Raw genomic sequence first — 19,329 nt, 5'->3', positions numbered from 1 at the left:
GTGCCATTTCAAGGAGAGCGCGTGGATATCGTTTTGTTGGTCAAGGCCGCCATCATGGGCATCGTCGAGGGTCTGACGGAGTTCCTGCCCATCTCGTCGACCGGCCACCTGATCCTGGCCGGGGCGTTGCTGGGTTTCGACGACGAGCGGGCCAAGGTGTTCGACATCGCCATCCAGACCGGCGCGATCTTCGCGGTGATCCTGGTGTACTGGCACAAGATCAGCGACACCGTGGTGGCGCTGCCGCGCCAGGCCAAGGCCCGGCGCTTCGCCTTCAACGTGTTCCTGGGCTTCCTGCCGGCGGTGGTGCTGGGCCTGGCGATCGGTTCGATGGTCAAGGCGCACCTGTTCACGCCGATCGTGGTGGCTACGACCTTCATCGTCGGCGGCTTCATCATCCTGTGGGCCGAGCGCCGCGCGCCGGGTTCGGTGCGGGTCGAGAACGTCGACGACATGACGGCCATGGACGCGCTCAAGGTCGGCTTCGTGCAGTGCCTGGCGATGGTGCCGGGCACCAGCCGCAGCGGCGCGACCATCATCGGCGGCATGCTGCTGGGCCTGTCGCGCAAGGCGGCGACGGACTTCTCGTTCTTCGTCGGCATCCCCACGCTGGTGGGCGCCGGGGCGTACAGCCTCTACAAGGCGCGCGCGCTGCTCTCGTGGGCCGACCTGCCCATGTTCATGGTCGGACTGGTGTTCTCGTTCGTCAGCGCCTGGCTGTGCGTGCGCTGGCTGCTGCGCTACATCAGCTCGCACGACTTCGTGCCCTTCGCGTACTACCGCATCGTCTTCGGGATCGTGGTGCTGGCGACGTCCTGGAGCGGGCTGGTGACCTGGGCCGAGTAGGTCCCGGAAACGCGACCGGCCGCTCGCGGCGGCCGGTCGCGTTCGGATCGGATCCGGTCGGACCGGGTCAGATCAGCTTTTCCTCGGGCGTCGCGATCTTGCGCAAGGCGCTGTGGCGCGCGGCGGGCATCTTCAACGGGTGCGCGGTGACGGCGTCGTCCCAGACCGGGTCCTCGATGCTGTCGAAGACCTCGCGCAGCTTCTGGCCCCAGCTGTTGTGCATCATCTGGTAGTAGGGGTTGTTGGCGTCCAGGCAGACGATCTTGTCGGTCTGCAGCCGGCCGGCCTCGTACACCACCAGGTCGAGCGGCAGGCCCACCGAGAGGTTCGATTTCATGGTCGAGTCCATCGACACCAGCGCGCACTTGGCGGCCTCGTCGAGCGGGGTGTCGGGCGTGAGCACGCGGTCGAGCACGGGCTTGCCGTACTTCGATTCGCCGACCTGGAAGTAGGGCGTCTCGTTGGTCGCCTCGATGAAGTTGCCGGCCGAATAGACCAGGAACAGCCGCATGCCCTCGCCGGCGACCTGGCCGCCGAAGATGAACGAGACGTTGAAGTCGAGCCCGGCGTGCTTGAGCGCGGCGGCGTCGCGGTCGTAGACGTGGCGCACCGCCGAGCCCAGCACGCGCGCGGCGTCGAACATGCTCTTGGCGTTCCAGATCGTGATGGGCGGACCGGGCTCGCCGTCGGGGTCGGTCTCGCGCAGTTCCTCGATCTGCAGGATCTCGCGCACCGACTGCGAGATGCTCAGGTTGCCCGCCGACAGCAGCACCATGACGCGGTCGCCCGGCTGCTCGTAGACGATCATCTTGCGGAAGGTGCTGATGTGGTCGACGCCCGCGTTGGTGCGCGAGTCGGACAGGAACACCAGCCCGGCGTTGAGTTTGATGCCTACGCAGTAAGTCATTGGATTCGTTTCGTGGGCACCGGGCCGGTCAGTGGGAGCCGGTGTCGCGCACGTTCAGTTTTTGAAGGGTGTAAAGCGCTTCGAGCGCCTCCCGGGGGCTTAGGGCGTCGAGGTCGAGCGCGGCCAGGGCGGATTCTACGGGGCTGGCCACGGGCGCCTCGGCCATCGGCGGCGCCGCGAACAGGTCGACCTGCGCGCGCGCGCTCGTCTGCTGCGCCTCCAGCGCCTCCAGCGCCTGCCGCGCGTGGTTCACCACCGGCGCGGGCATGCCGGCCAGCCGCGCGACCTGGATGCCGTAGCTCTTGCTGGCCGGGCCGGGCTGCATCTCGTGCAGGAAGACGATGTCGCGCCCGCCGCGGCCGGCGGTCTCGGTCGCGCTCACGTGCATGTTGATGGCGCCGTGGTGCGTGGCCGGGAACTCGGTCAGTTCGAAGTAGTGCGTCGCGAAGAGCGTGAACGAGCGGCTGCGGTCGTGCAGGTGCGCGGCGATGCCGGCGGCCAGCGCCAGGCCGTCGAAGGTGCTGGTGCCGCGGCCGATCTCGTCCATCAGCACCAGCGACTGCGCCGTGGCGGCGTGCAGGATCTGCGCCGCCTCGGTCATCTCCAGCATGAAGGTCGACTGCGCGTTGGCGAGATCGTCGGCCGCGCCGATGCGGGTGTGGATGGCGTCGATCGGCCCCAGCCGGCAGGCCTCGGCCGGCACGTGCGAGCCGATCGAGGCCAGCAGCACGACGATCGCGATCTGGCGCATGTAGGTCGACTTGCCGCCCATGTTCGGCCCGGTGATGACCTGCATGCGCTGCTGCGGGCCGAGCCGCGTGTCGTTGGCGATGAAGGCGCCGGCCGACTTCTCCGCCAGCCGGGCCTCGACCACCGGATGGCGCCCGCGCACGATCTCGATGCAGGGATGCGCGACGAAGGCGGGCGCGTTCCAGTGCAGCGTGTGCGAGCGCTCGGCCAGCGCACACAGGGCGTCGAGCGTGGCGAGGCCGCCGGCCAGCCGCGTGAGCGCGTGGACGTGCGGCTGCAGGGCGTCGAGCAGCTGTTCGTAGAGCCACTTCTCGCGCGCCAGCGCCCGATCCTGCGCCGACAGGGCCTTGTCCTCGAAGGCCTTGAGCTCGGGCGTGATGAAGCGCTCGGCGTTCTTGAGCGTCTGGCGGCGACGGTAGTCGTCGGGCACCTTGCCCAGCGCGCCCTGCGAGACCTCGATGTAGAAGCCGTGCACGCGGTTGAACTGCACCCGCAGGTTGGGGATGCCGGTGCGCTCGCGCTCGGCGATCTCCAGCGTCAGCAGGAAGGCGTCGCAGTTCTCGCCGATGGCGCGCAGCTCGTCGAGCTCGGCGTCGTGCCCGGTCGCGATCACGCCGCCGTCGCGCACCAGCGCGGCCGGCTCGGCCTGGATCGCGCGCGCCAGCAGTCCGGCGCAGTCCGGCGGCGACGCCAGGTCGCCCGCGATGCGCGCGAGCAGGGCGGCCGCGCCGGGCAGGGCGGGGCCGAGGCCGGCGGCCTTGTCCAGCGCCAGCCGCAGCGCCACGAGTTCGCGCGGACGCACTTGGCGCAGCGCGATGCGCGCGGCGATGCGCTCGACGTCGCTGGTGTTTTTCAGCGACTCGCGCAGGGTGCGCCACGGCGCGGCGGTGGCGCCGGCCGGCGCCGTCTGCAGCACGCCGATGGCGTCGAGCCGCGCCTGCGCGTCGGCGCGGTCGCGGCGCGGCGCCAGCAGCCAGCGCCGCAGCAGCCGGCTGCCCATGCCGGTCATGCAGGTGTCGAGCAGGGAGAACAGGGTCGGCGCGGCCTCGCCGCGCAGGGTCTGCACGAGTTCGAGGTTGCGGCGCGTGGCCGGCGGCAGCTCGATCAGGTCGCCGTCGCGCTCGACCGCGAGGCGCGTCACGTGCGTCAGCGCGCGGCCCTGGGTGTGCTCCGCATAGCCGAGCAGGGCGGACGCGGCGGCGTGCGCGTGGGGCAGGCCCTCGGCGTTCCAGGCCGCGAGGCTGGCGCTGCCGAGCTGCTCGCGCAGCTTGCGCTCGCCCAGCGCGCCGTCGAACTGCCAGGCCGGGCGCACCGACAGCGTGAAGGGCGTCGTCGCGCGTGCAGCCACGAGGCGGGCCTCGAAGGCGGTCGTGACCTCGGCGCCGTAGAGCAGTTCGCTCGGCGCGATGCGGGCGATCCAGGCCTCCAGCGCGTCGGCGGCGCATTCGGCCAGCCGCAGCTCGTCGCCCGTCACGCTCAGCCATGCCAGCCCGCAGACGCCGCGCGCGCCGGCGTGCACGGCCAGCAGCAGCGACTCGACGCGGTCGTCGAGCAGTTCCGCGTCGGTCAGCGTGCCCGGCGTGACCACGCGCATCACCTTGCGCTCCACCGGCCCCTTGCCCAGCCCCACCTCGCCGACCTGCTCGCAGATCGCGACCGACTCGCCCAGCTTGATCAGCCGCGCCAGGTAGGCGTCGACCGCGTGGAACGGCACGCCGCACATCGGGATCGGCTGCCCGGCGGACTGGCCGCGCTGGGTGAGCGTGATGTCGAGCAGGCGCGCGGCCTTCTCGGCGTCGGCGTAGAAGAGTTCGTAGAAGTCACCCATCCGGTAGAAGAGGAGGGTGTCGGGGTGGGCGGACTTGAGGCCGAGGTACTGGGCCATCATGGGGGTGTGGTTGCCATCCCCGCTCTTCGTGGATCGCTGATCTTTGACGTCTTGGTTCATTCGGGCTTCGGTGCGGCGGGCATCCAGTGTCGACGGCCGGGCCTGCATCGGCGGCCGGGCGATCCCTGGAAAACATGGCGTTCGATTCTCATCGAAGCGCCTCAGGGCAGCAGGTCCAGCAGCCGCCCGATCAGCACCGCGATGGCGACCAGCGCCTGCCACAGCGCCTGGAGGAGGTGCAGGAAGTCCATCGGTCTCGACGCGAAGCGAGAGGGATCGCCTCAGCGCTGCAGCAGCGCCAGCGCGAACGGCAGGCTCGCCACCCCCAACAATGTCGACAGCGTCACCAGCCCGGCCACGAACGGTCCGTTGTAGCCCATGCGCGCGGCCAGCACGTAGGCGCTCGATGCGGTCGGCACGGCCGAGAACGCCATCAGCACGCCGGCCTGCACCGGGTCGAGCCGCAGCGCTCGCGCGAGGGCGAGGCCCACCAGCGGGAGGAGCAGGTGGCGGATCGCCAGCACCGACGCGGCCAGCACCTTGCCGCGCGCGAGCGACGCGAACTGCATGCCCGCGCCGGCCGCCATCAGCCCCAGCGCCAGCGAGGCGGCGCCGATGCGCGAGAGTGTGGGCTCCAGCCACGGCGGCACCGTGAGGCCCAGCAGGTTGACCACCAACCCGCTGGCCGTGGCGACGATCAGCGGATTGCGTACCAGTTGGCGCGCGAAGCCGGTGTTGGCGTGGCGCGCCATCGGCCAGACCGCCGCCACGTTCATGAGCGGTACGCACACGCCGATCAGTACCGCGATCAGCAGCAGGCCCTGCGCGCCGCCGAGCCGGTCGGCCATCGCCAGGCAGATGAAGGAGTTGAAGCGGAACGCCACCTGGGCGCCGGCGGCGTGGTCGCGCCGGTCGATGTGGCGGCCGATCCAGGGGAGGCGGGGCAGGGCGTAGGCCATCGCGATGCCGCTCAGGCCGACGCCCACGCCGGCGAGCAGCAGGCCGGAGGTGGCGCCGAAGTCGATCGGGCTGCGCACGATCGAATGGAACAGCAGCACGGGGAAGAGGAAGTAGTAGACCAGGCTCTCGACCTGGTCCCAGACGCGCCGGTCGAGCGCGGTGTGGCGGCACAGGAGCCAGCCGCACAGGATGAGCGAGAAGTCGGGGAAGAGCAGCTGGGCGTAATTCACCGTGGCGAGGATAAACCGCACCTTTCGGCGGGTAATCCGCAGGCCCGAGGGCCGTGGCACGACGCTAGCATGCGCGGTTGTCTTCCGCAGCGGCCCGACGTCCGTGCCGCCGTCGGATCCTTTTCACCCAGACCCCGAGGAGATCGTCGATGTCGCATCGTCATTGGAAACACATCGCCGGCGCGTTCACGCTGGCCGCGCTGGCCGGCCCCGTGCTGGCGCAGGGCTATCCGAACAAGCCGATCGAGCTGCAGGTGCCGTTCGCGCCCGGCGGTACCACCGACATCGTCGCGCGGGTCATCGCCGAGCCGCTGGGCAAGAACCTCGGCCAGAGCGTGATCGTGGTCAACAAGCCCGGCGGCGGCGGCATCGTCGGCGCGGCCGAGACCGCGCGCGCGGCACCCGACGGCTACAAGCTGGGCGTCGCCACGGTGTCGAGCACGGCGGCCAATCCGGCCATCAATCCCAAGGTGCCCTACGACCCGATCACCGACTTCACGCCGATCATCAACATCGCCGCGACGCCCAACATCATCGCGGTCAACCCGAACTTCCCGGCCAAGAACTACGCCGAGTTCGTCGCCGAGCTGAAGAAGAACCCGGGCAAGTATTCCTATTCGACCTCCGGCACGGGTGGCATCGGCCACATGCTGATGGAGCTCTACAAGAGCCTGACGACGACCTTCGTCACGCACATCCCCTACCGCGGCGCCGGCCCGGCGCTCAATGACACGGTGGCCGGTCAGGTGCCGATCATCTTCGACAACCTGCCCTCGGCGTTGCCCTTCATCAAGGCCGGCCGGCTGGTGCCGATCGTGGTGAGCGCGCCGCAGCGCGTCGCCGCGCTGCCCAACGTGCCGACCTTCAAGGAAGTCGGTCTGGAGCCGGTCAACCGCATGGCGTACTACGGCATCCTGGGCCCGAAGGACCTGCCGCGCGAGATCGTCGACAAGATCAGCGAGGCCACGCGCAAGGCCCTGGCCGACCCGGCCGTGCGCGCGCGCATCGAGGCGACCGACTCCGTGGTGGTGGCCAACACGCCCGAGCAGTTCGCCGCCCAGATCAAGGCCGAGTACGCGGTCTACAAGCAGGTGGTGGCCAAGCAGAAGCTCAAGCTGGACTGATCTCCCGGCGCCCGGCGACGCCGGGCCGCCGTCCTCGAAAGGCCGTCCGATCCCGGGCGGCCTTTTCGTTTGGTATCTTGCTCGCCGTGCCTTCCACCTCCACCGCCTCCACCCCCGCCCCGCGCGCGCCCGACACGCCCGAGATCGACGAGTTCATCGACGCCCTCTGGCTGGAGGACGGCCTGTCCAAGAACACCCTGGCGGCCTACCGGCGTGACCTCGCGGTGTTCACGCAATGGCTCGCGGCCGAGCGCGGCACCACGCTGGCCGCGGCCGGGGAGGGCGACCTGCAGGCCTACATGGGCGCGCGCCTGCTCGACAAGGAGCGCAACGGCAAGCCCGGCAAGGCCACCTCCGCCAACCGGCGCCTGACGGTCTTCAAGCGCTACTACCGCTGGGCCCTGCGCGAGCGCCGCATCGCGGCCGATCCGACGCTGCGCCTGATGCCCGCCAAGCAGGCCGCGCGCTCGGTCAAGACCATGACCGAGAATCAGGTCGTCGACCTGCTGGAGGCGCCCGACACCGACACCACGCTGGGCCTGCGCGACCGCGCCATGCTGGAGCTGATGTACGCGAGCGGCCTGCGCGTGAGCGAGCTGGTCGCGCTGCGGGTCTTCGAGCTGAGCCTGAACGACGGCGTGCTGCGCGTCACCGGCAAGGGCGACAAGGAACGCCTGGTGCCCTTCGGCGGCGAGGCGCGGCGCTGGATCGAGCGCTACATGGCCGACGCCCGCCCGGCGATCCTCGGCGAGCGCCAGACTTCCGACCTGTTCGTGACCTCGCGCGGCGCGGGCATGACGCGCGTCATGTTCTGGATGATCGTCAAGAAGTACGCGACCGTCGCCGGCATCCACTCGCACCTGTCGCCCCACACCCTGCGCCACGCCTTCGCGACGCACCTGCTCAACCACGGCGTCGACCTGCGCGCCGTGCAATTGCTGCTGGGGCACGCCGACATCTCGACCACCACGATCTACACGCACGTGGCGCGCGAGCGGTTGAAGCAGATCCACGGGCAGCACCATCCCAGGGGTTAGTACGCAAGGGATCCAGGGCCGACGTGCCCACAATCGCGGCTTCGATCGAGGGAGCAACGCAGTGAGACACCACAGGTTCTGGAGCGCCTTGGCGCTGGTCGCGGCGGCCGGTCTGGCAGCCGCGCAGGGCTATCCGGCCAAGCCCATCCGCATGATCGTCGGCTTTCCACCGGGCGGTGGCATCGACTTCGCGGCACGCACCGTCCAGGTGCCGATGCAGGAAGCGCTCAAGGGCACGATCGTGATCGACTACAAGCCCGGCGCGAGCGGCATGATCGCCGCGACCGAGCTCACGCGTCAGCCGGCGGACGGCTACACGCTGCTGCTGGCCAACACCGGACCCTTCGCCATCGCGCCGTACCTGCAGTCGAAGCCCCCGTACGATCCGGTCCGACAGTTCACCTACATCGGCCAGATCAGCCAGGGCAGCTACATCGCGGTGACCCGGCCGGACCATCCGGCACGCAACCTCGGAGAGTTCGTCGCCTGGGCCAGGGGACAGTCGGGCAAGGTCAACTTCGCGTCCGGCGGCAACGGGACCTCGACCCATCTCAACGGCGAGCTGATGAACCAGGTGACGGGGCTCGACATGACGCACGTGCCCTACAAGGGCAGCGCCCCCGCCGTGCAGGACCTGATCGGCGGCCAGACCCAGATCCTGATCGATGCGGGCAGCGTGCTGCTGCCGCAAGTCAAGGGCGGCAAGCTCAAAGCGCTGGCCGTGACCGGTCCGACGCGGGACCCCGAGCTGCCGAACGTGCCGACCGTGGCGGAACTGGGTCTGGCGGGCATGCAGTCCGTCGGTTTCCAGGGCATCGTCGGTCCGGCCGGCATGCCCAAGGAACTCGTCGACCGCCTGGCCGGTGAACTGGCGAAGGCGCTGGCGCAGCCCGACATCAAGGCCCGGTTCGCCGCCGCGGGCGCGGCGGTGCATCCGCTGGGTCCGGTCGAGTTCGCCGCCTTCGTGAAGGCGGACAGCGAGAAGTGGTCCCGGCTGATCCGGGAGCGGAAACTGCAGCTGGACTGAAGGCCGTCCCGGCCCGTGCGCCGACGGTCTCCGGAGCCCGCCGCGTCGCTACCCGCCCGGCCGGCGACCTCAGGGACGCGGCGGCGAGTCCGCCGGTTCCAGATCGCGCAGTTCCTCGTCGGTGAATCCCGCCAGCGCCCGCGCCTCGAGGTTGAACGGCGCCCTCAACCGCGGCGCGTCGTGAAGGCGGTAGAGCACCCGGTAGTGCGCCACCGGATCGATTGCTTCGCGCTCGCACAGCCAGCGGTACCACCGGTTGCCGATGGCGACGTGGCCGACCTCGTCGCGCAGGATGACGTCGAGGATGGCGACGGCGGCCAGCGCGTCGGGTGCGTTCGCGCGGCGCAGCTTGGCCTGGATCAGCGGTGTCGCGTCGAGCCCGCGCGCCTCCAGCGTGCGTGGCACCAGCGCCATGCGGGCGATCGCGTCGTCCTTCGTCTTCTCGCACATCGACCACAGGCCGTCGTGGCCGGGAAAGTCGCCGTACGCGGCGCCCAGGGTGCGCAGGTGGTCGCGCAGCATCGTGAAGTGTTGCGCTTCCTCGTCGGCGACGCGCAGCCAGTCGCGGTAGTAGGCCTCGGGCAGGCCGTCGTAGCGCCAGGCCGCGTCCAGGGCCAGGTTGACGGCGTTGAACTCGATGTGGCAGATGGCGTGGACCAGCGCGGCGCGGCCGTCGGTGGTGAAGGGCGAGCGCCGCTCCACGGCGGTGGCCGACACGCGCAGCGGGCGCTCGGGCCGGCCGGGCACGCCGAGGTCGTCGCCCGGCGCGCGCACCGGCGTCGCCAGTGGAACGGAACTGTCGGAAAGGACCCGCGCGGCCAGTTCGCGCGTGGCGGCCATCTTGGCGTCGGGATCGGTCAGGCGCAGGGCGGCGAGGGCGGCGAGGCGGGGGTGCATCCCTACAATTCTATTTTTTGACGATTGGAGACGATGATGGCTCTCTACGAACTCGACGGCGTCGCCCCGCAGGTCGCCGACGGCGCCTGGGTCGCGGACAGCGCGCAGGTGATCGGCCACGTGGTGCTCGGCGAGAACGCCAGCGTCTGGTTCGGCGCCGTGCTGCGCGGCGACAACGAGGCGCTCACCATCGGCCGCGACACCAACGTGCAGGACGGCTCGGTGCTGCATTCGGACATGGGCAGCCCGCTGACCCTGGGCGAAGGCGTGACCGTCGGCCACCAGGTCATGCTGCACGGCTGCACCGTCGGCGACAACTCGCTGATCGGCATCCAGGCGGTGATCTTGAACAACGCACGCATCGGCCGCAATTCGATCGTGGGCGCCGGCGCGGTGGTGACCGAGGGCAAGGAGTTCCCCGACAACTCCCTCATCATCGGCGCCCCCGCCAAGGTGGTGCGCACGCTCGACGAGGCCGCCGCCGCCAAGCTGCGCCAGAGCGCGCGACACTACGTGGAGAACGCCCACCGCTACGCCAAGGGGCTGCGCAAGATCTCCGATTGAGAAAGAACGACTTGAGCGAACTGCACAAATTCCTGTTCGACGGCCTGCCGGTGCGCGGCATGATCGTCCGCCTGACCGATGCCTGGCGGGAGATCCTGGCGCGTCGCGCCTCGAACACCACCACCGGCGCCTACCCGACGCCCGTGGCCGAACTGCTCGGCGAGATGACCGCCGCGGCCACGCTGATGCAGGCCAACATCAAGTTCAACGGTTCGCTGATCCTGCAGGTCTTCGGCGACGGGCCGGTGAAGGTCGTGGTGGCCGAGGTCAAGCCCGACCTGAGCCTGCGCGCCACGGCCACCGTGGTCGGCGAACTGCCGGCCGATGCCCGCCTGCCGGACATGGTCAACGTCCACAACAAGGGGCGCTGCGCCATCACGCTGGAGCCGAAGAGCCGCCTGCCGGGCCAGCAGCCCTACCAGGGCGTGGTGCCGCTGTTCGGCGACCACGGCGAGAAGCTCGACCGCCTGAGCGACGTGCTGCAGCACTACATGCTCCAGAGCGAGCAGCTCGACACCACGCTGGTCCTGGCCGCCGACGACAAGGTCGCCGCCGGCCTGCTGATCCAGCGCCTGCCGGTCAAGGGCGAAGGCAACCTCGAAGGCACCTCGGAGCGCGACGCGAATCCGGCCAACGAGGACGAGATCGGCCGCAACGAGGACTACAACCGCATCTCGATCCTGGCGTCGAGCCTGACGCGCGACGAACTGCTCACGCTCGACGTCGACACCATCCTGCGGCGCCTGTTCTGGGAAGAGAAGCTGCTGCGCTTCGAGCCGCAGACCGGTGCCGAGGGGCCGCGCTTCGTCTGCAGCTGCGGTCGCGAGCGGGTCGCCAGCATGATCCGGGGCCTGGGCGTCGAGGAAGCGGAAGACATCCTGGCCGAGCGCGGCGACATCGAGGTCGGCTGCGACTTCTGCGGCCGCCAGTACCGCTTCGACGCGGTGGACGCGGCGCAGATCTTCACCGCGCCGGGCGACCAGATCCCGCCCCCGACGACGGTCCAGTAGCCGACGGACGAGGACCCGGACCGCTCAGGTCCGGCGGGCCAGCAGGTCGGTGAACAGGCGGTGTTCGCAAACCGGATCGGAGCACTTGTCGCACGACCAGCGCGCCGATCCCGAGGTGGATGCGGACGTCGACGTCCCCGTCGGTGGGTCGGATTGCGCCGCGAGGTTCAGGGCGTTCCAGGCGTTGGTCAGGCGCTGGCCGCCGCTGCCATGCACCACCGAGTAGGCCACGCCGGCGCGACCGAGCGCGGCGCGCACCATCGCGTCGACCGGTTCGCGCACGTGCGGGCCGTCGCGCTGCAGGCCGTCGGCGACCCAGGGCAGGTCGAGCGCCGTGAGCAGGGTCAGCGCATAGCCGTGGTGCGCGGCGAAGGCGTCGGCGTAGAGCGAGGCGTCGCCGAACAGCATGTCGCTGTAGACGGCGGTCATGAGCGCGGTGGTGTCGGCCACCACGACGCCGTGCGTGGCGGCCTCGGCGATGCGGCGCGTCTGCTCGGCGGCGATGGCGGCCTGCTCGTCCGGGCGCGGCACGCGGCCTTCTCGGTCGCACCATTCGCGCAGGTACTCGCCGACGAAGGTGGTGGCGATGCCGCGCCGCGAGAGTCGCCCGGCGATCGCCTCGGCGAGCGCGGTCTTGCCGGTGCTTTCCGCGCCCAGGACAGCGACGACGCAGCCGCGCGCGAGATTCGGGGTCATGCGGCGATCATGCGGGCGTGACGGCCGCGTCGTGCTTCGGCAGCCGCTGGCGCCAGGCCAGGAAGCCGGCGACGCTCAGCGCCACGAACACCGCGTAGAGGCCGACCGTCAGCCACAGCCCCTTGTGGACGAACAGGCCGACGCTCACCACGTTGACGGCGATCCACACCAGCCAGTTCTCGATGAACTTGCGCCCGAGCAGGAACTGCCCGACCAGGCTCAGCCCGGTGGCGAAGCCGTCCCACCAGGGCACGTCGGTGTCGGTGAAACGGTGCAGGAAGAGGGAGACGGCCGGCCACGCCAGCGCGCAGGCCGCGAGCGTCCAGGCGATGCCGCGCGGCGACAGGCGCATCACGCGCAGCGCGCCGCCGTCGCCGCGCCGGCCGCGCAGCCACTGCAGCCAGCCCCAGAAGGCGACGATGGCGAAGAAGATCTGCAGCGACGCATCGCCGTAGATGCGCGCCTGCGAGAAGACCCCGACATAGAGCAGCGAGCTGGCGATGGCGAGCGGCCAGCCCCAGTGGATCTCGCGCATGTTGCAGCCCACCATCACCAGCGCGAGGAGGGCGGCCGTCAGTTCGAGCCAGGTGGCCGGCGCGCCCCACAGCACGAAGGCCGGGGCCGAGAGGAAGTCCGGCATCGGTGTGATTTCAGCGGGTGATCTGGACGAAGACTTCGTCGGGCTTGACCATGCCGAGCTCCTGGCGCGCGCGCTCCTCGACCATTTCCATGCCGACCTTCAGGTCGTTGACCTCGGAGGACAGCCGGTCGTTGGCCAGGGCGGCGCGGGCGTTGGACTCCTTCTGGGCGCGCAGCTTCGTCTCGAGCTGCGCGACGTCGCGCATGCTGCCGCGGCCCATCCAGAGCTGCGACTGGAGCACCAGCAGCAGCGCGACGAGAACGATCGGAACGACGCGCGAACGCACGGTATCGGGCGATCCGTGGGTCCGCGTGTCAGCGCAGGTTGTAGAACGCGGCGCGGCCCGGGTAGCTGGCGACGTCGCCGAGGTCCTCCTCGATGCGCAGCAGCTGGTTGTACTTGGCGATGCGGTCCGAGCGCGACAGCGAGCCGGTCTTGATCTGGCCGGCGTTGGTGCCCACGGCGATGTCGGCGATGGTCGAGTCCTCGGTCTCGCCCGAGCGGTGCGAGATGACGGCGGTGTAGCCGGCCCGCTTGGCCATCTCGATGGCGGCGAAGGTCTCGGTCAGGGTGCCGATCTGGTTGATCTTGATCAGGATCGAGTTGGCGATGCGCTTCTCGATGCCTTCCTGCAGGATCTTGGTGTTGGTGACGAACAGGTCGTCGCCCACCAGCTGCACGCGCTGGCCCAGGCGCTCGGTCAGGTGCTTCCAGCCGTCCCAGTCGCCCTCGTGCATGCCGTCCTCGATGCTGATGATCGGGTACTTGTCGACCCAGGTCGCCAGCATGTCGGTCCAGCTCTCGGCCGACAGCGTCAGGTTCTCGCCCGACAGCACGTACTTGCCGTCCTTGTAGAACTCGCTCGCCGCGCAGTCCAGGCCCAGGGCGATCTGCTCGCCGGCGACGAAGCCGGCCTTGTCGATGGCCTCGAGGATCAGCTGGATCGCTTCCTCGTGGCTGGCGACGCTGGGAGCGAAGCCGCCTTCGTCGCCCACGGCCGTGCTGATGCCGCGGTCGCCCAGGATCTTCTTGAGGGCGTGGAAGGTCTCGGCGCCGTAGCGGACCGCCTCGCGGAAGCTCTTGGCGCCCACGGGGATGATCATGAACTCCTGCAGGTCCAGGCTGTTGTTGGCGTGCGCGCCGCCGTTGATGACGTTCATCATCGGCACCGGCAGCTGCATGCCGCCCATGCCGCCGAAGTAGCGGTAGAGCGGCAGGCCCGATTCCTCGGCCGCGGCGCGCGCGACGGCCATCGACACGGCGAGCGTGGCGTTGGCGCCCAGGCGGGCCTTGTTCTCGGTGCCGTCGAGGTCGATCATGGTGCGATCGAGGAAGGCCTGCTCGCTGGCGTCGAGTCCCAGCACGGCTTCGGAGATCTCGGTGTTGATGTTCTCGACGGCCTTGAGCACGCCCTTGCCGAGGTAGCGGCTCTTGTCGCCGTCGCGCAGCTCGATGGCCTCGCGCGAGCCGGTGGACGCGCCCGAGGGCACGGCCGCGCGGCCCATGGTGCCGCTCTCCAGCAGCACGTCGCACTCGACGGTGGGGTTGCCGCGGCTGTCGAGGATCTCTCGCCCGACGATGTCAACGATGGCACTCATTTTGGAAGTTCTCCGGTTTTGAAAATTCTGGGGGGGGGGGTTGACGGGGAAGCGGATGGCGGAGGCAAGCGACCCTACACGCCTTCGACCACGATCATGCGCATTACGGCGGCGCCCTGGCGCGCCGCGCGCGCCTTGCCGTACTCGGGCGAGTCGTTGAAGCGCCTGGCCGCCTCGACCGAGGGGAACTTGAGGACGACGATGCGCTGCGGCGCCCAGTCGCCCTCCAGCACCTCGACTGCGCCGCCGCGCACGCACACCTCGGCGCCATGCGCCTGCATGGCCGCGCTCGACCACTTCTTGTAGTCCTCGTACTGGACCGGGTCGGTGACTTCGACGTTGGCGATGATGTAGGCGCTGGTCATGACTGGAAGCTGTCCTCGAGGAAGGCGTTCTGCTTGGCGACCCGGTCGAGCGCGACGAGCGTCTCGAGCAGGGCCTTCATGTGCCTGAGCGGCACGGCGTTGGGGCCGTCGCTCATGGCCTTGGCCGGATCGGGGTGCGTCTCCATGAACAGGCCGGCGACGCCCACGGCCACCGCCGCGCGCGAGAGCACCGGCACCATCTCGCGCTGGCCGCCCGAGCTGGTGCCCTGGCCACCGGGCAGTTGCACCGAGTGCGTGGCGTCGAACACGACCGGCGCGTTCGTCTCGCGCATGATCGCCAGCGAGCGCATGTCGGAGACGAGGTTGTTGTAGCCGAAGCTCGCGCCGCGCTCGCAGGCCATGAAGTTGTCCTCCGGCAGACCCTTCTCGCGCGCGGCGGCACGGGCCTTGTCGATCACGTTCTTCATGTCGTGCGGCGCCAGGAACTGCCCCTTCTTGATGTTCACCGGCTTGCCCGACTGCGCCACGGCGCGGATGAAATCGGTCTGGCGGCACAGGAAGGCGGGCGTCTGCAGCACGTCGACCACCTTCGCGGCCTCGACGATGTCGTCCTCGGTGTGGACGTCGGTGAGCACCGGCACGCCCAGCTCGCGCCGCACGGTGGCCAGGATCTCCAGGCCCTTCTCGCGGCCCGGGCCGCGGAAGGTGGTGCCCGAGGAGCGGTTGGCCTTGTCGAAGCTGCTCTTGAAGATGAACGGGATGCCCAGCGCGGCCGTGATCTCCTTGAGCTGGCCGGCGACGTCCATCTGCAGCTGCTCGGACTCGATCACGCAGGGACCGGCGATCAGGAAGAAGGGCTGGTCGAGCCCGATGTCGAATCCGCAGAGTTTCATTGGGATGCCTTCATGCGACCGCCTTCAAGGCGTTCTTGTGGGTGCCCTGGTGTTCGAGCGCGGCCTTGATGAACGCGTTGAACAGCGGGTGGCCGCCCCAGGGGGTGGACTTGAATTCGGGATGGAACTGCACGCCGACGTACCAGGGATGCACGTCGGTGGGCAGCTCGACGATCTCGGTGAGATGCTCGCGCTGGGTGCGCGCGGAGATCACCAGGCCGGCGTCGCGCAGGGCGTCGAGGTAGTTGACGTTGGCCTCGTAGCGGTGGCGGTGGCGCTCGGTGACGACGTCGCCGTAGATGCCGTGGGCCAGCGTGCCCTCGGTGACGTCGGAGCTCTGCGCGCCCAGGCGCATGGTGCCGCCCAGGTCGGACTTGGCGTCACGCGTCTTGACGGTGCCGTCGGCGTCCTTCCACTCGGTGATGAGGGCGATGACCGGGGCCGGGGTGTCGGGGTCGAACTCGGTGCTGTTGGCGTTCTTCAGGCCGGCCACGTTGCGCGCGTACTCGATGGTCGCGACCTGCATGCCCAGGCAGATGCCCAGGTAGGGCACCTTGTTCTCGCGAGCGAAGCGCGCCGTCGAGATCTTGCCCTCGACGCCGCGCAGGCCGAAGCCGCCGGGCACCAGGATGCCGTCGTACTTGGTCAGGCGCGAGATCTCCTGCGGCGTGATGGTCTCGGAGTCGATGTATTCGATCTTGACCCGCGCGTGGTTCTTCATGCCGGCGTGGCGCAGGGCCTCGTTGACCGACTTGTAGCTGTCCGACAGGTCGACGTACTTGCCGACCATGGCGATGAGCACCTCGCGCTGCGGATGCTCGACCTCGTAGACCAGGTCGTCCCAGCGCTGGAGCTTGGCCGGTGGCGTGTTGATGCGCAGCTTGTCGCAGATCAGGCCGTCGAGGCCCTGCTCGTGCAGCATGCGCGGCACCTTGTAGATGGTGTCGACGTCCCACATCGAGATCACGCCCCATTCGGGCACGTTGGAGAACAGCGAGATCTTGGCGCGCTCGTCGTCAGGGATCGGGCGGTCGGCGCGGCACAGCAGCACGTCGGCCTGGATGCCGATGGCGCGCAGCTCCTTGGCGGTGTGCTGCGTCGGCTTGGTCTTGAGCTCGCCGGCCGCGGCGATCCACGGCACGTACGACAGGTGGACGAAGGCCGAGTTGTTGGGGCCGTTGCGCAGGCTCATCTGGCGCACGGCCTCCAGGAAGGGCAGCGACTCGATGTCGCCCACGGTGCCGCCGATCTCGACGATGGCCACGTCCACTTCGTGCGGGGTGCCGATGCCGGCGCCGCGCTTGACGTACTCCTGGATCTCGTTGGTGATGTGGGGGATCACCTGCACCGTCTTGCCGAGGTAGTCGCCGCGGCGCTCCTTCTCCAGCACCGACTTGTAGATCTGTCCGGTGGTGAAGTTGTTGGCCCGGCGCATCCGGGTGTTGATGAAGCGCTCGTAGTGGCCGAGGTCGAGGTCGGTCTCGGCGCCGTCGTCGGTGACGAAGACCTCGCCGTGCTGGAACGGCGACATCGTGCCGGGGTCGACGTTGATGTAGGGATCGAGCTTGATGAGGGTGACCCGGAGACCCCGGGATTCAAGCAGTGCGGCGAGCGAGGCGGAGGCGATTCCCTTGCCCAGGGAAGACACCACACCGCCGGTGACGAAGACGAATTTGGTCATGCCAGTACCGGGCCAGAACACCCGGACAGTGGGAAATCGGAATTATAGGTGGGCGACTTAAACTCGCCCGCATGCAAGACCTCACCGGCAAACACATCGTCCTCGGGCTCACCGGCGGCGTGGCCTGCTACAAGTCCGCCGAGCTGTGCCGGCTGTTCGTCAAGGCCGGCGCCGCGGTCCAGGTGGTGATGACGGAGGCGGCGACGCAGTTCATCACACCGGTCACGATGCAGGCGCTGTCGGGCCGCCCGGTCTACGTGTCGCAGTGGGACGCGCGCGAGGCCAACAACATGCCGCACATCAACCTCGGGCGCGACGCCGACGCCATCGTGCTGGCGCCGTGCAGCGCCGACTTCGTCGCCCGGCTGGTCGCCGGCCGCAGCGACGAACTCCTCAGCCTGCTGTGCCTGGCGCGCCCGGCCGAGCGCGTGCCGCTGCTGATCGCGCCGGCCATGAACCGCGAGATGTGGAGCCATCCGGCCACGCAGCGCAACCTGGCGCAGGTCGCGGCCGACGGCGCCACGGTGCTGGGCGTGGGCAGCGGCGCGCAGGCCTGCGGCGAGACCGGCGACGGCCGCATGCTGGAGCCCGAGCAGCTGCTCGAGGACGTCGTCGCGTCCTTCCAGCCGAAGGTGCTGGCCGGCCAGCACGTGCTGGTGACGGCGGGGCCGACCTTCGAGGCGCTCGACCCGATCCGCGGCATCACCAATCACTCGTCGGGCAAGATGGGTTTCGCCGTCGCCCGCGCCGCGCGCGAGGCCGGCGCCGAGGTCACGCTGGTCGCCGGCCCGGTGCACCTGCCCACGCCGCGCGGCGTGCGTCGCATCGACGTCCTGTCGGCGCGGCAGATGCTCGACGCGACGCTGGCGCAGTCGAGCGGCGCGACGGTGTTCGTCGCCACGGCCGCGGTGGCCGACTGGCGTCCGGCGACGTCGAGCGATCACAAGATCAAGAAGGACGGCAGCGGCCGTCCACCGGTGCTGGAGTTCGCCGAGAACACCGACATCCTGGCGACCGTGGCGCGGGGCGAACGTGCGCGCGCACGGCGCCTCTACTGCGTCGGCTTCGCGGCCGAGAGCGAGAACCTCGCGGCCCACGCGCGGGCCAAGCGCGAACGCAAGGGCATCCCGCTGCTGGTGGGCAACATCGGCCCGCTGACCTTCGGCCAGGACGACAACAGCCTGCTGCTGGTGGACGAGCGGGGCGAGCGCGAATTGCCGCGCGCGCCCAAGCTGGCGCTGGCGCGCGCCCTGGTGCAGGAGATCGCCGGCCGCCTGCCGGCTTGGAAGGACCGCGCGTGATCCGCGCCGACTGGGCCACGCCGCCCGACGGCGACTTCGCCCGCTATGTCGACCAGCTGATGGCGCGGGCCGCCCAGGCGCGCCTGCAGGCGTCGGCCACGCCGGTGGAAGGCTTCGACGGCGCGGCGCGCGGGACGGGCACGCAGTCGGTCGATCCGGCCGGGCCGCGCGCCGGCATCCGCGACGGTTCGTCCGGCCAGGCGCGCGCCGAGCCGCGAGCGGCAGTGACCGACGCCCTCGCGCGCGGCCTCCGGCGCTGGGCGTCCCTGGCGGATGCCAAGGGCTGGAGCGGATGGCTGCAGGAGCGCGTGCGCGCCGCCGTCGTCGACCCCAAGCCCGCTCCGCCGGCCGCGAGCGCACCGTCCCGCCTCTACGATCCCCGGGTAGACCGGTCACCACGAAAGCAATGAAAGTCGACGTCCGAATCCTCGATCCGCGCATGGCGGATCAACTCCCCGCCTATGCGACCCCCGGCAGCGCCGGCCTCGACCTGCGCGCCTGCCTCGATGCGCCGGTGACGCTGGCGCCCAACGCCTGGCAGCTCGTCGGCACCGGCCTGGCGATCCATCTGGCGGATCCGGGCTACGCCGCGCTCATCCTGCCGCGCTCGGGGCTCGGCCACAAGCACGGCATCGTCCTGGGCAACTTGGTCGGGCTGATCGACAGCGACTACCAGGGCGAACTCAGGATCAGCGCCTGGAACCGCAGCGACACCACCTTCACCATCCAGCCGATGGAGCGGCTCGCGCAGCTGGTCATCGTGCCGGTGGTGCAGGCGTCCTTCAACGTCGTCGCGGATTTCGCGCCCAGCCAGCGCGGCGAGGGCGGCTACGGCTCCACCGGGCGCGCCTGAGCGGCGGCGTGCGAAGTCCGGAACTCCCGGGACGGCGCGCGGTCAGAACGATTCCTTCTCCACTACAACAGCCAGTGCCGTCCGACCGTTTCGATCGTGTC

The 19,329-nt window shown here is 69.9% G+C and carries 20 protein-coding genes; 9 read left to right on the top strand and 11 right to left on the bottom strand.

Annotated features, from left to right (window positions below):
• Positions 1-21: 21 nt before the first annotated feature.
• Entirely contained in the window at positions 22-846 is an 825-nt protein-coding gene (locus tag ABID77_RS04610; RefSeq protein WP_429591531.1) for an undecaprenyl-diphosphate phosphatase, read from the top strand.
• Positions 847-913: 67 nt separating this feature from the next.
• Here ABID77_RS04610 and ABID77_RS04605 read toward each other — a convergent pair whose 3' ends face one another.
• The 3 genes from ABID77_RS04605 to ABID77_RS04595 all read right to left on the bottom strand — a co-directional run bounded on the left by ABID77_RS04605 (position 914) and on the right by ABID77_RS04595 (position 5,581).
• Positions 914-1,753: a peptidase gene (locus ABID77_RS04605; protein ID WP_429591528.1), complete on the bottom strand. Its 840-nt coding sequence runs from the start codon at positions 1,751-1,753 to the stop codon at positions 914-916.
• Between the two features lie 28 nt (positions 1,754-1,781).
• Positions 1,782-4,451 (bottom strand): DNA mismatch repair protein MutS, encoded by a 2,670-nt coding sequence (mutS, locus tag ABID77_RS04600; protein ID WP_429591526.1) that lies wholly within the window; start codon positions 4,449-4,451, stop codon positions 1,782-1,784.
• 221 nt (positions 4,452-4,672) lie between these two features.
• Positions 4,673-5,581, bottom strand: a complete 909-nt coding sequence (locus ABID77_RS04595; RefSeq protein ID WP_429591523.1) for an AEC family transporter — start codon at positions 5,579-5,581, stop codon at positions 4,673-4,675.
• Positions 5,582-5,730: 149 nt separating this feature from the next.
• Here ABID77_RS04595 and ABID77_RS04590 point away from each other — a divergent pair, with 149 nt between their 5' ends.
• The 3 genes from ABID77_RS04590 (at position 5,731) to ABID77_RS04580 (ending at position 8,769) form a co-directional block, all read left to right on the top strand.
• Positions 5,731-6,705 (top strand): tripartite tricarboxylate transporter substrate binding protein BugE, encoded by a 975-nt coding sequence (locus ABID77_RS04590; RefSeq protein WP_429591521.1) that lies wholly within the window; start codon positions 5,731-5,733, stop codon positions 6,703-6,705.
• Positions 6,706-6,791: 86 nt separating this feature from the next.
• The gene (gene xerD / locus ABID77_RS04585) at positions 6,792-7,742 is read left to right on the top strand and encodes a site-specific tyrosine recombinase XerD (protein WP_429591518.1); all 951 of its coding nucleotides are present in this window, start codon (positions 6,792-6,794) and stop codon (positions 7,740-7,742) included.
• Between the two features lie 61 nt (positions 7,743-7,803).
• On the top strand, positions 7,804-8,769 hold the full coding sequence (locus ABID77_RS04580; RefSeq protein WP_429591515.1) for a Bug family tripartite tricarboxylate transporter substrate binding protein: 966 nt from the start codon (positions 7,804-7,806) through the stop codon (positions 8,767-8,769).
• A 69-nt stretch (positions 8,770-8,838) separates the two neighbouring features.
• On the opposite strand, the gene ABID77_RS04575 is transcribed toward ABID77_RS04580, so the two are convergent.
• A complete protein-coding gene (locus ABID77_RS04575; protein ID WP_429591513.1) occupies positions 8,839-9,666 on the bottom strand; it encodes a ferritin-like domain-containing protein in 828 nt (275 codons plus the stop codon).
• Between the two features lie 36 nt (positions 9,667-9,702).
• Between ABID77_RS04575 and ABID77_RS04570 the strand changes: the two genes are divergently transcribed.
• Together ABID77_RS04570 and ABID77_RS04565 are read left to right on the top strand one after the other, a co-directional pair.
• Complete coding sequence (locus ABID77_RS04570) at positions 9,703-10,230, top strand: gamma carbonic anhydrase family protein (RefSeq protein WP_429593281.1); 528 nt, start codon at positions 9,703-9,705, stop codon at positions 10,228-10,230.
• A gap of 11 nt (positions 10,231-10,241) precedes the next feature.
• Complete coding sequence (locus ABID77_RS04565; protein WP_429591510.1) at positions 10,242-11,240, top strand: Hsp33 family molecular chaperone HslO; 999 nt, start codon at positions 10,242-10,244, stop codon at positions 11,238-11,240.
• A 24-nt stretch (positions 11,241-11,264) separates the two neighbouring features.
• Here the strand turns inward: ABID77_RS04565 and ABID77_RS04560 are convergent, their stop codons facing one another.
• The 7 genes from ABID77_RS04560 to ABID77_RS04530 form a co-directional block, all read right to left on the bottom strand.
• Positions 11,265-11,936 carry an AAA family ATPase gene (locus ABID77_RS04560; protein ID WP_429591507.1) on the bottom strand — a complete coding sequence of 224 codons (672 nt, stop codon included), beginning with the start codon at positions 11,934-11,936 and terminating at the stop codon, positions 11,265-11,267.
• Between the two features lie 7 nt (positions 11,937-11,943).
• Positions 11,944-12,576 (bottom strand): nicotinamide riboside transporter PnuC, encoded by a 633-nt coding sequence (pnuC, locus tag ABID77_RS04555; protein ID WP_429591504.1) that lies wholly within the window; start codon positions 12,574-12,576, stop codon positions 11,944-11,946.
• Between the two features lie 10 nt (positions 12,577-12,586).
• On the bottom strand, positions 12,587-12,862 hold the full coding sequence (gene ftsB / locus ABID77_RS04550) for a cell division protein FtsB (protein ID WP_429591501.1): 276 nt from the start codon (positions 12,860-12,862) through the stop codon (positions 12,587-12,589).
• A gap of 28 nt (positions 12,863-12,890) precedes the next feature.
• Positions 12,891-14,174: a phosphopyruvate hydratase gene (gene eno, locus ABID77_RS04545; RefSeq protein WP_429591498.1), complete on the bottom strand. Its 1,284-nt coding sequence runs from the start codon at positions 14,172-14,174 to the stop codon at positions 12,891-12,893.
• Positions 14,175-14,248: 74 nt separating this feature from the next.
• A complete protein-coding gene (locus ABID77_RS04540; RefSeq protein ID WP_429591495.1) occupies positions 14,249-14,539 on the bottom strand; it encodes a DUF1330 domain-containing protein in 291 nt (96 codons plus the stop codon).
• Entirely contained in the window at positions 14,536-15,393 is an 858-nt protein-coding gene (kdsA, locus tag ABID77_RS04535) for a 3-deoxy-8-phosphooctulonate synthase (protein ID WP_429591492.1), read from the bottom strand. The genes ABID77_RS04540 and kdsA overlap by 4 nt, the downstream gene beginning before the upstream one ends.
• Positions 15,394-15,403: 10 nt before the next feature.
• Entirely contained in the window at positions 15,404-17,074 is a 1,671-nt protein-coding gene (locus tag ABID77_RS04530) for a CTP synthase (RefSeq protein WP_429591489.1), read from the bottom strand.
• 71 nt (positions 17,075-17,145) lie between these two features.
• Here ABID77_RS04530 and coaBC point away from each other — a divergent pair, with 71 nt between their 5' ends.
• From coaBC to dut, 3 genes are read left to right on the top strand one after another with little or no spacing between them, the layout of a single operon-like run.
• Positions 17,146-18,375 (top strand): bifunctional phosphopantothenoylcysteine decarboxylase/phosphopantothenate--cysteine ligase CoaBC, encoded by a 1,230-nt coding sequence (gene coaBC, locus ABID77_RS04525; protein ID WP_429591487.1) that lies wholly within the window; start codon positions 17,146-17,148, stop codon positions 18,373-18,375.
• Positions 18,372-18,785 (top strand): hypothetical protein, encoded by a 414-nt coding sequence (locus ABID77_RS04520; RefSeq protein ID WP_429591485.1) that lies wholly within the window; start codon positions 18,372-18,374, stop codon positions 18,783-18,785. The genes coaBC and ABID77_RS04520 overlap by 4 nt, the downstream gene beginning before the upstream one ends.
• The gene (dut, locus tag ABID77_RS04515) at positions 18,782-19,228 is read left to right on the top strand and encodes a dUTP diphosphatase (RefSeq protein ID WP_429591482.1); all 447 of its coding nucleotides are present in this window, start codon (positions 18,782-18,784) and stop codon (positions 19,226-19,228) included. The genes ABID77_RS04520 and dut overlap by 4 nt, the downstream gene beginning before the upstream one ends.
• Positions 19,229-19,329 lie beyond the last annotated feature (101 nt).

Source organism: Variovorax sp. PvP013 (assembly GCF_050435945.1).
Taxonomy (GTDB): Bacteria; Pseudomonadota; Gammaproteobacteria; order Burkholderiales; family Burkholderiaceae_C; genus Variovorax.
The sequence above is the reverse complement of the archived record's forward strand: the minus strand, read 5'-3'. Positions and strand labels throughout refer to the sequence as shown.

Bases quoted from the DNA above. Each gene is read 5' to 3' on its own strand.
- ABID77_RS04605 (WP_429591528.1), bottom strand. From the start codon at position 1,753: ATGACTTACTGCGTAGGCATCAAACTCAACGCCGGGCTGGTGTTCCTG.
- mutS (WP_429591526.1), bottom strand. From the start codon at position 4,451: ATGAACCAAGACGTCAAAGATCAGCGATCCACGAAGAGCGGGGATGGC.
- ABID77_RS04590 (WP_429591521.1), top strand. From the start codon at position 5,731: ATGTCGCATCGTCATTGGAAACACATCGCCGGCGCGTTCACGCTGGCC.
- ABID77_RS04575 (WP_429591513.1), bottom strand. From the start codon at position 9,666: ATGCACCCCCGCCTCGCCGCCCTCGCCGCCCTGCGCCTGACCGATCCC.
- ABID77_RS04570 (WP_429593281.1), top strand. From the start codon at position 9,703: ATGGCTCTCTACGAACTCGACGGCGTCGCCCCGCAGGTCGCCGACGGC.
- ABID77_RS04560 (WP_429591507.1), bottom strand. From the start codon at position 11,936: ATGACCCCGAATCTCGCGCGCGGCTGCGTCGTCGCTGTCCTGGGCGCG.
- pnuC (WP_429591504.1), bottom strand. From the start codon at position 12,576: ATGCCGGACTTCCTCTCGGCCCCGGCCTTCGTGCTGTGGGGCGCGCCG.
- eno (WP_429591498.1), bottom strand. From the start codon at position 14,174: ATGAGTGCCATCGTTGACATCGTCGGGCGAGAGATCCTCGACAGCCGC.
- ABID77_RS04540 (WP_429591495.1), bottom strand. From the start codon at position 14,539: ATGACCAGCGCCTACATCATCGCCAACGTCGAAGTCACCGACCCGGTC.
- kdsA (WP_429591492.1), bottom strand. From the start codon at position 15,393: ATGAAACTCTGCGGATTCGACATCGGGCTCGACCAGCCCTTCTTCCTG.
- ABID77_RS04530 (WP_429591489.1), bottom strand. From the start codon at position 17,074: ATGACCAAATTCGTCTTCGTCACCGGCGGTGTGGTGTCTTCCCTGGGC.
- coaBC (WP_429591487.1), top strand. From the start codon at position 17,146: ATGCAAGACCTCACCGGCAAACACATCGTCCTCGGGCTCACCGGCGGC.
- dut (WP_429591482.1), top strand. From the start codon at position 18,782: ATGAAAGTCGACGTCCGAATCCTCGATCCGCGCATGGCGGATCAACTC.